General features: G+C 64.6%; 1 protein-coding gene. It reads right to left on the reverse strand.

What is annotated here, in order from left to right:
- Positions 1-7,483: amino acid adenylation domain-containing protein (locus ABD732_RS18480; protein ID WP_344786270.1), on the reverse strand; the 7,483-nt coding region annotated here is incomplete at its 3' end.
- Between the last annotated feature and the right edge of the window lie 49 nt (positions 7,484-7,532).

Genomic DNA, 7,532 nt, shown 5'->3' on the forward strand with positions numbered 1-7,532 from the left:
CGGAGAACACCGCCACCACCGTGCTCTCAACCTCACCCACCGGAGCCACATACTCGCTGACGACAGGGGCGGGCACAGGCAGTGCGTTCCGGTCGAGCTTGCCCACGGGCGTCAACGGCAATGCGTCGAGCACCGTGATGCTGGACGGCACCATGAACAACGGCAAGTGACCGCGCAGGTGCTCCCTTAGACCTTCTGCGTCAAAACCCTCATCGGCCACCACATACGCGTTCAGCACAGTGGCCACGGGTCCTCCCGCACCGATGACGACAGCTGACCGCACACCCGGGTACTGGGCCATCACCGATTCGATCTCGCCGAGCTCGATACGCAAACCACGTACCTTGACCTGGCCGTCGCTGCGCCCCGAGTACTCGAGCACCAGCACGTCACCGTCGCCCCGGCGCCACCGCACTACGTCTCCTGTGCGATACATCCGCGCGCCAGCGGCCCCGTGAGGATCTGCCACGAACCGCTCTGCCGTCAGATCATGCCGATTCAGATATCCCCGCGCCAGAGCTTGCCCCACCACGTAGAGCTCGCCGTTCACCCCCACTGGTACCGGACGGAGTCGTTCATCCAGGACCATCAGTCCTGTGCCCGGCACCGGCGTACCCAAGTGCACCGAGACCGACTGACCGAGCGGTTCCGACATCGCTACAGCTACCGATGCCTCACTCGGCCCGTACATGTTCACGATCGGCACTCTGGATGCCCACGTATCGACCAGCGCCTGCGGAACCGCCTCACCGCCGGATCCGACCCCGACTACGTCAGGCATCGATGCCGGCTCCACTGTCGCCAGCACCTGAGGTGTCAAGAACAGGTGCGTCACCCCATGCATGCGCACGTACTCGGCGAGAGGTTCTCCGCTGACGACCTCCGCCGGCCTGTACACCAGGGTCCCGGCGTTCGCAGTCACCAGCAACAGTTCCAGTATCGAAGCGTCAAAGCTCGGTGAAGAGTATCCGAGCACGATCACTCCGTCCGCGGCATTCAACGCGGCCGACTCGGCCTCCGCGAACGCTCGCAGACCTCGGTGCGTGATGGCGACGCCCTTAGGACGGCCTGTTGACCCTGATGTGTAGATCACGTACGCCAGGTCATCGATCCCGTGCACACGCGGTAAGGGGTCAGCGGCGAAAGCTGCCAGTTCGCCTCGGAGGCCGGAATCGATTCGGTACCACCGCACTCCGTCAGTCGGACCGGAGACGCCGTCACCGACGAGGCCGAGTTGGGCCCCCGAATCGGTCACCATCGAAGCGATTCGCTCCGTGGGATACGCCGGATCCACCGGCATGTACGCGGCACCCGCTTTGGCGACTGCCCAGACAGCCACCAGGAGATCGGTCGACCGCTCCACCGCGACCGCTACCACCGATCCGGTGTGAACGCCGCGTGTGCGCAGCCACTGTGCCATCCGATTCGACATATCGTCGATCTCGGCATAGGTGGCGGCCGACTCGCTGTCGCGCACGGCGACCCGATCCGGGGCCCTCCGGGCCGCGTCGACGAACATCTCGTCCATGGTGGACGGCGCAGGGACCGGTACCGCCGAGCGCACCGGCAGTAGGCCGGTCGACTGCCCCTCCGCGACGAGCGGAACATCCGCGACGGTTCTGCCGGGGTCAGCGCTTACAGCTGCAAGCACCGTAGCCAGGGCATCCGCGAACCCAGCGACTGTCGCCTGGTCGAATGCGGCGGGCCGGTACTTGAGGGTGAGCGTGAGGCCGCCCTTCCGGGGTGCCACCGCCATATTGAGCGGATAGTGCGTCGCATCGAGTACGTCGAGGCCGGCGATCTGCAGTCCGCTCGATCCCGCCAACGCGTCCGTCGCATCACCACTGAAGCTGTCAGTATCGACCGGATACGACTCGAACACGGTGAGCGTGTCGAATAGGAGTGCATGCCCTGCCAGCTCCATCAGTTCCGGAAGTCCAACGTGCTGGTAGTCGAGCACCGCTACCTTATCGGCCCGCATCGTTGCGATGACGTCGGCGACCTTGGCCGCCGGGTCGACGTCCACCACCACCGGCAGGGTGTTGATGAAAAGCCCGACGATATGTTCTGCCCCATCCAAGTCGGACGGACGTCCCGACACCGTCTCACCGAAGCTGACCACTTGGCTACCGGTCAGCCGCGAAACCAGCACCGCCCAGGCGAACTGCAGCACGGTGGCCGTCGTCGTCCCGAGTTCCCGGGAGCGGCGTTCAATGGCGGCAGCCAACTCGTCAGGAAGGTCGAGCGAGTAGTCCTGCGGTAAGTCGGAGGTCATCATCTCGATTGCCGGCGCAACGAGGGTCGGCTCGTCCAACGGTGCCAGGACCTCACGCCACGCGTGCAACGCCGCCTCCGGATCGGTGTCCGCGAGCCGTTTCGCATGGACGCCGAAGTCCGTCCCGAGGTGGCCCGTGTACGCGGTCCCGGTCGCGTACAACGACAAGAGATCTGCCAGCACAAGCGGGCCGGACCACCCATCGAACAGGATGTGATGGTTCGTGACGATGAGACTTGCACCTTCGTCGTGCCTGACAAGCACGAGTCTGATCAGTGGCGGCTCTTGAAGATCGAAGCCTGCCAACCGTTCAGCCAGGGCGATATCGGCCACACCGGGTTTGGCATCGGTACCCGCTGGGACATGATCGGTCCGCCACGGCAGATCGACTGATTGCGGCACCACGGTCACCCAAGCGCCACTGGGCACGCGGACGAAAGACGATCGCAGTGCCGGGTGGTGGTCAAGCAATGCCGCGGCCGCACGCTGCAGGCGGTCGACATCGATGTCGCCAACCAGGTCCAGGGTCGCCTGGGTCACATAGACATCCACGGCCTCGCCGTCGACGATCTTCGACTGGAACAACAGCCCCTTCTGCAGTGTGGTCATCGGCCACACCCGAGCTCCAGGGAAGCGCTCGGCGACGAGATCGAGATCAGCCTGGGTCACCTCCGAGCCCGGCACATCCGATGGCGACAGGCCGGGGTCGGTCGTGGTCACGACAGCAACCACAGCTGCGAGTTCGTCACGCCACCTCGACACAATGTCATCCACTGCCGATGCCATTTCGGGCTCGTCTGGATAGGCCCACGAACTGACGATCTCCGGTCCTCCGTCACCGGGGGCCACGTGAACATTGACGGCCACAACACCGGCCTGCCGCAGCCGACCGTGCGTGAACGATGGCAGGGCAGGCGCATCTCCTGCCGGCAGCATGCTCGCACTGCCGGATACATCACTCTCGGTACCGCGACCTCCGAAGTAGTTGAAGGCGATCGACGGCAGGGGACGATCAGCGATGACCGAGCCTTCCGTCGTCCAGAGCACACCGAATCCGAGGCCATGCCTGGGCTGTCCGAGACGCTCCTCCTTGGCTGCCTTGACCGCATGGATCATGTCGGCGGCGGGGTCGAGCGCGAACGGTGCAATGGACGTGAACCATCCGACGGTCCGGCTCAAGTCCGAGGTCCGCGGATCGTCTCCACCTTCGTGGATGTCTTCGTACCGTCCGTGACTTTCGACGAGAACACCTACTGCTCTGTCGTCTGCGATGCCCACCGCTCGCTGCCACGAGCGGACCGCCCGCGCCATCGCAGCCAAGAGGACATCGGTCACCGCCCCGTCGAATGCTTCAGGAACAGTAGTCAGCAACTTCTTCGACAGCGAGGAATCAAGTCGGATTGTCCGCTCGTCGGTGTCACCGAAATCCGGTTCGGTTCGTGGAACAGTCGCCAGCGGCGTTGGCCGTTCGGGAGACCTCGCGATCCAGTAGTCGGTCTCGTCGTCGAGACTGCCCGTACGCTCAGTCAACGCGCCGAACCACGCCCGTGCTGTCGTAGCCTCCGGTCGCAGTTCCAGTGGACGCCCCTCGGTCCACTGCGCCCAGGCAGTCACCAGATCCTCGATGATGATCGGCCAGGACACCGCGTCAACGGCGAGGTGATGGATCACGAGCAGGATGCGGCCGCCACCTTCCCTGCTCCTCACCAGAACGGCCTGCACCAGCTTCCCGCCCGCTGGGTCGAGTCGATCAGCCGCAGCCGAATGGGCTGCGCGAAGGACCGCACTGAACGTGTCGCTGGCAGGATCGGCATCGCAGACCTCACCGGACACGAGCGCGGTTACATCCACTTCTCCTTCTGTCGAAAGACGCCACTCGGCTCCATCGGAAGTGAGTCGCGCCGACAACATGGGATGTGCCTTCACCAAGGCATCAACGACCGCTGTCAGCCCCGTGAGATCGACGTCGTCACCGGCGACGAGTACCGCGGACTGGCTGAAGTCCGCGAAGCCGGCGGCCTCGGTCACGCCGCCGATCATCCATGACACCATCGGCGGAAGCGCTATCTCGCCACGCCCGCCGCCTTCGGGTTCGGCGAGCGCTGGAAGCCGCGTTCCGCCGGCCGCTGCGGCCCGGGCCATGGCACGCACCGTCTGATTCTCGAAGATCATCTTCGGTGACAGAGCCAAGCCCGCCGCCTTGGCCGCCGACGCAAGCTGGATCGACATGATCGAGTCGCCACCGAGCGCGAAGAACGAGTCGGTCGCACTGACCCGACCGACTCCGACCAGGCCGGAGACGATCTGTGCGATCGTCTGTTCATCCGGGGTGTTCGGCGCAATGTATGCACCGCTCTCATTCGCTGCAGCCGGAACGGGAAGCCGGTCCCGGTCCAACTTTCCTCCGGGAGTCAGCGGTAGTTCCGCGATGACCAGCAGCTGCGTCGGCACCATGTGCGTTGCCAGCCGGTTCCTTGCCTCCGCCAGGAGTGCATCGACATCGACGCCGTCGTCGGACGAGACGACGTAGCCGACCAGCCGGACCCGCCCGGACTCTTCGTCACCGTGTCCGACGACGACTGCTTGATCGACACCGGGGTGCGCGGCCAGCACTGCTTCGACCTCGCCGAGCTCTACTCGCTGCCCGTTGATCTTGACCTGATCGTCAGCGCGACCGGCAAACTCCAGGTCGCCGCGCCGATTCACCCGCACCAGGTCGCCCGTGGCGTACATCCGGGTTCCTGCCGGCCCCTCCGGGTCCGCGACAAAAGCGGTCGAGGTCAGTCCCGGGCGCCCCCGGTAGCCACGCGCCAGCCCCTTCGCCGACAGGTACAACTCGCCGACGATGCCCTGCGGTACCTCGTGCAGACGCTGATCGAGTACCCGCGCCGTGAAGCCGCTGATCGCGCGGCCGATCGTCACCGGCTTGCGCGGCAGCATACGCGCCCGCGTCGCCCACACGGTGGTCTCGGATGGGCCGTAGAAATTGAATACCCGGCGGCCCCGCGCAGACCACCTGTCGACCAGTTCCGGCGGACACGCTTCGCCGGCCGTCGCCAGATTGCGCAGGTACTCGGCTCGTTCCGGATCAAGTGTCGCCAAGACCGACGGGGTGATGACCATGTCAGTGACCTCGCCGCTTTCAAGAACCTCGTCAAGGAGCTCCCCGGCATACGACGAATGCGGCGCAATCACCAGCGTGTGTCCCGCTGTTATGGCCCATGCCATTTCGAAGAACGACGCATCGAAGCTCGGCGACGCCACGTGCAGAACCCTGGTATCGGGATCGTCCTCACGGGCACCTGTGACTTTCTCGAAGCCTGCGACGAGGTCGCGGACACCCGAATTCGACACCGCTACTCCCTTGGGACGACCGGTGGAACCCGAGGTGTAGATCATGTAGGCGAGATTCTCCACACGCACCGGTCCGTTTCGCTCGGCATCGGTGATCTGGGCCTCCGAGCTGGCTTCGGCCGCGAGCTCATCCAGTTCGATCCACGTGCAGGCACTGGTGCCCAAGCGATCGCGCACCGACTGAGTGGTGATTCCCAGTTCGACGGACGAGTCGTCGAGCATGTACCTGATTCTGTCGTCCGGATATGCCGGATCGATCGACAGATAGGCCGCGCCGGCCTTGATCACACCCCACACCGCAACGACTGCGTCGATGGATCGTTCCATACCCACTGCGATGATGTCGTCCGGTGCCACCCCACGCGCCAACAGCGAACGGGCCACCGCGTTGGTCCGGCCCTCGAACTCTTCGTACGAGATCTCATGATCGGCATAGATCAGGGCCGGATGGTGCAGATCGAGATCACGTCCCTTCAGCACGTCGATCAGCGTCCCCGCCTCGGCGTCACCGCCAGCTGCCCCGGTCCCGTCGACCCCGGAAGGCGATGTCTCCGGAACAGCTGCGGACGGGCGGCCTACGATCTCGATGTCACCTATCGGGATGTCTGGAGTGCTGGTCATCGCGTCCAGCACTCGGAGGTATGTCTGCACAAAACCAACGACGGTGCTTTCATCAAACAGCGCCCGTGAGTAGAGGAAGTCGACAGTCATGGGCGCTTCCTCGGTCCGCCCGTGCACGAGCACCATCAGGTCGAACTTGGCTTCATGGCCGTCGGCCACGATGGGTTCCGCGGTCACTGCGCCGACCGCTTCCAGTCCTGGGGCAGAAACGCTGTCGGTGAAAGTGAAGGCGATCTGAGCAATCGGCGAGTACGAGGGCGAGCGTGGCGGAGCCAATGCCTCAACCAGGTCATCGAACTGCACTAGCGAGTTGTCGAATGCATCGAGGACGGTGGTGCGCGCTTCGCGCAGGAGTTCATCGACTGATTTCCCCGGTGCTGTGTCGATACGCAGCACGAGCGTATTGACGAACATGCCGACGAGGTTGTCCAGCACGGCGGAGTTCATCCTGCCAGCCGTTGGACTGGCGACGACCGTGTCCGCCGTCGAGGCCAATCGCGAGATCGTCACGGCGAGAGCCGCGTAGGTAACCACAAATGGCGTCACCTCGTAGTCCTGGCAGAGCGCGTCAATTCGATCAGCCAACATCGGATCGATCGCCCGGCTGACGACGGCGCCTTCACTGTCGAACACTGTCGGTCGCGGTCGGTCCATCGGCAGGTCCGTCACAACCGGAAGTCCGTCGAGCTTCTCTCGCCAATGGAGCATCTGGCGCCCCAACGGTGTGGTGGCGTCCTTGACATTCCCGAGCGTCTGTTGCTCCCAGATGGCGTAGTCCGCGTACTGAACCGGCAAAGGCGGTGGTACGACGGCGTTGAGATGGCCCGCGTAGGCGGCGAGCACGTCGCGCATCAGAACCGGAATCGACTCGCCGTCGAAGGCGATGTGATGCACGACCAGCATCATCTCGACTGCACCGTCGACACGCCGGACCCGCCCGCGGATCGGCAGGTCACTGGTCATATCGAATCCGGTAACTGCTGCGGGCATCAGGTCAGCCGCTGAGTCCACTTCGGCCCAATCCAGCTCCGCCAAGGCTTCGGCGATAGGTAGGACCCGCTGCGCCGGCTGGGCGCCGTCACTCGGGTAGACCGTTCGCAGGATCTCATGTCGGGCGATGGTGGCGTGGACTGCGGCGATCAACGCATCGACATCGACTTCCCCGCGCAACCGCACCCCCAGCGGGATGTTGTAGGTCGCCGCGGTGACGTCGAGTTGGTTCAGCAGCCACATGCGTTGTTGTGCGAATGACAGCGGTACCCGGTCCGGCCGTGGACTCACC

The organism is Gordonia caeni (assembly GCF_039537105.1).
In the GTDB taxonomy this organism is placed as follows: Bacteria; Actinomycetota; Actinomycetes; order Mycobacteriales; family Mycobacteriaceae; genus Gordonia; species Gordonia caeni.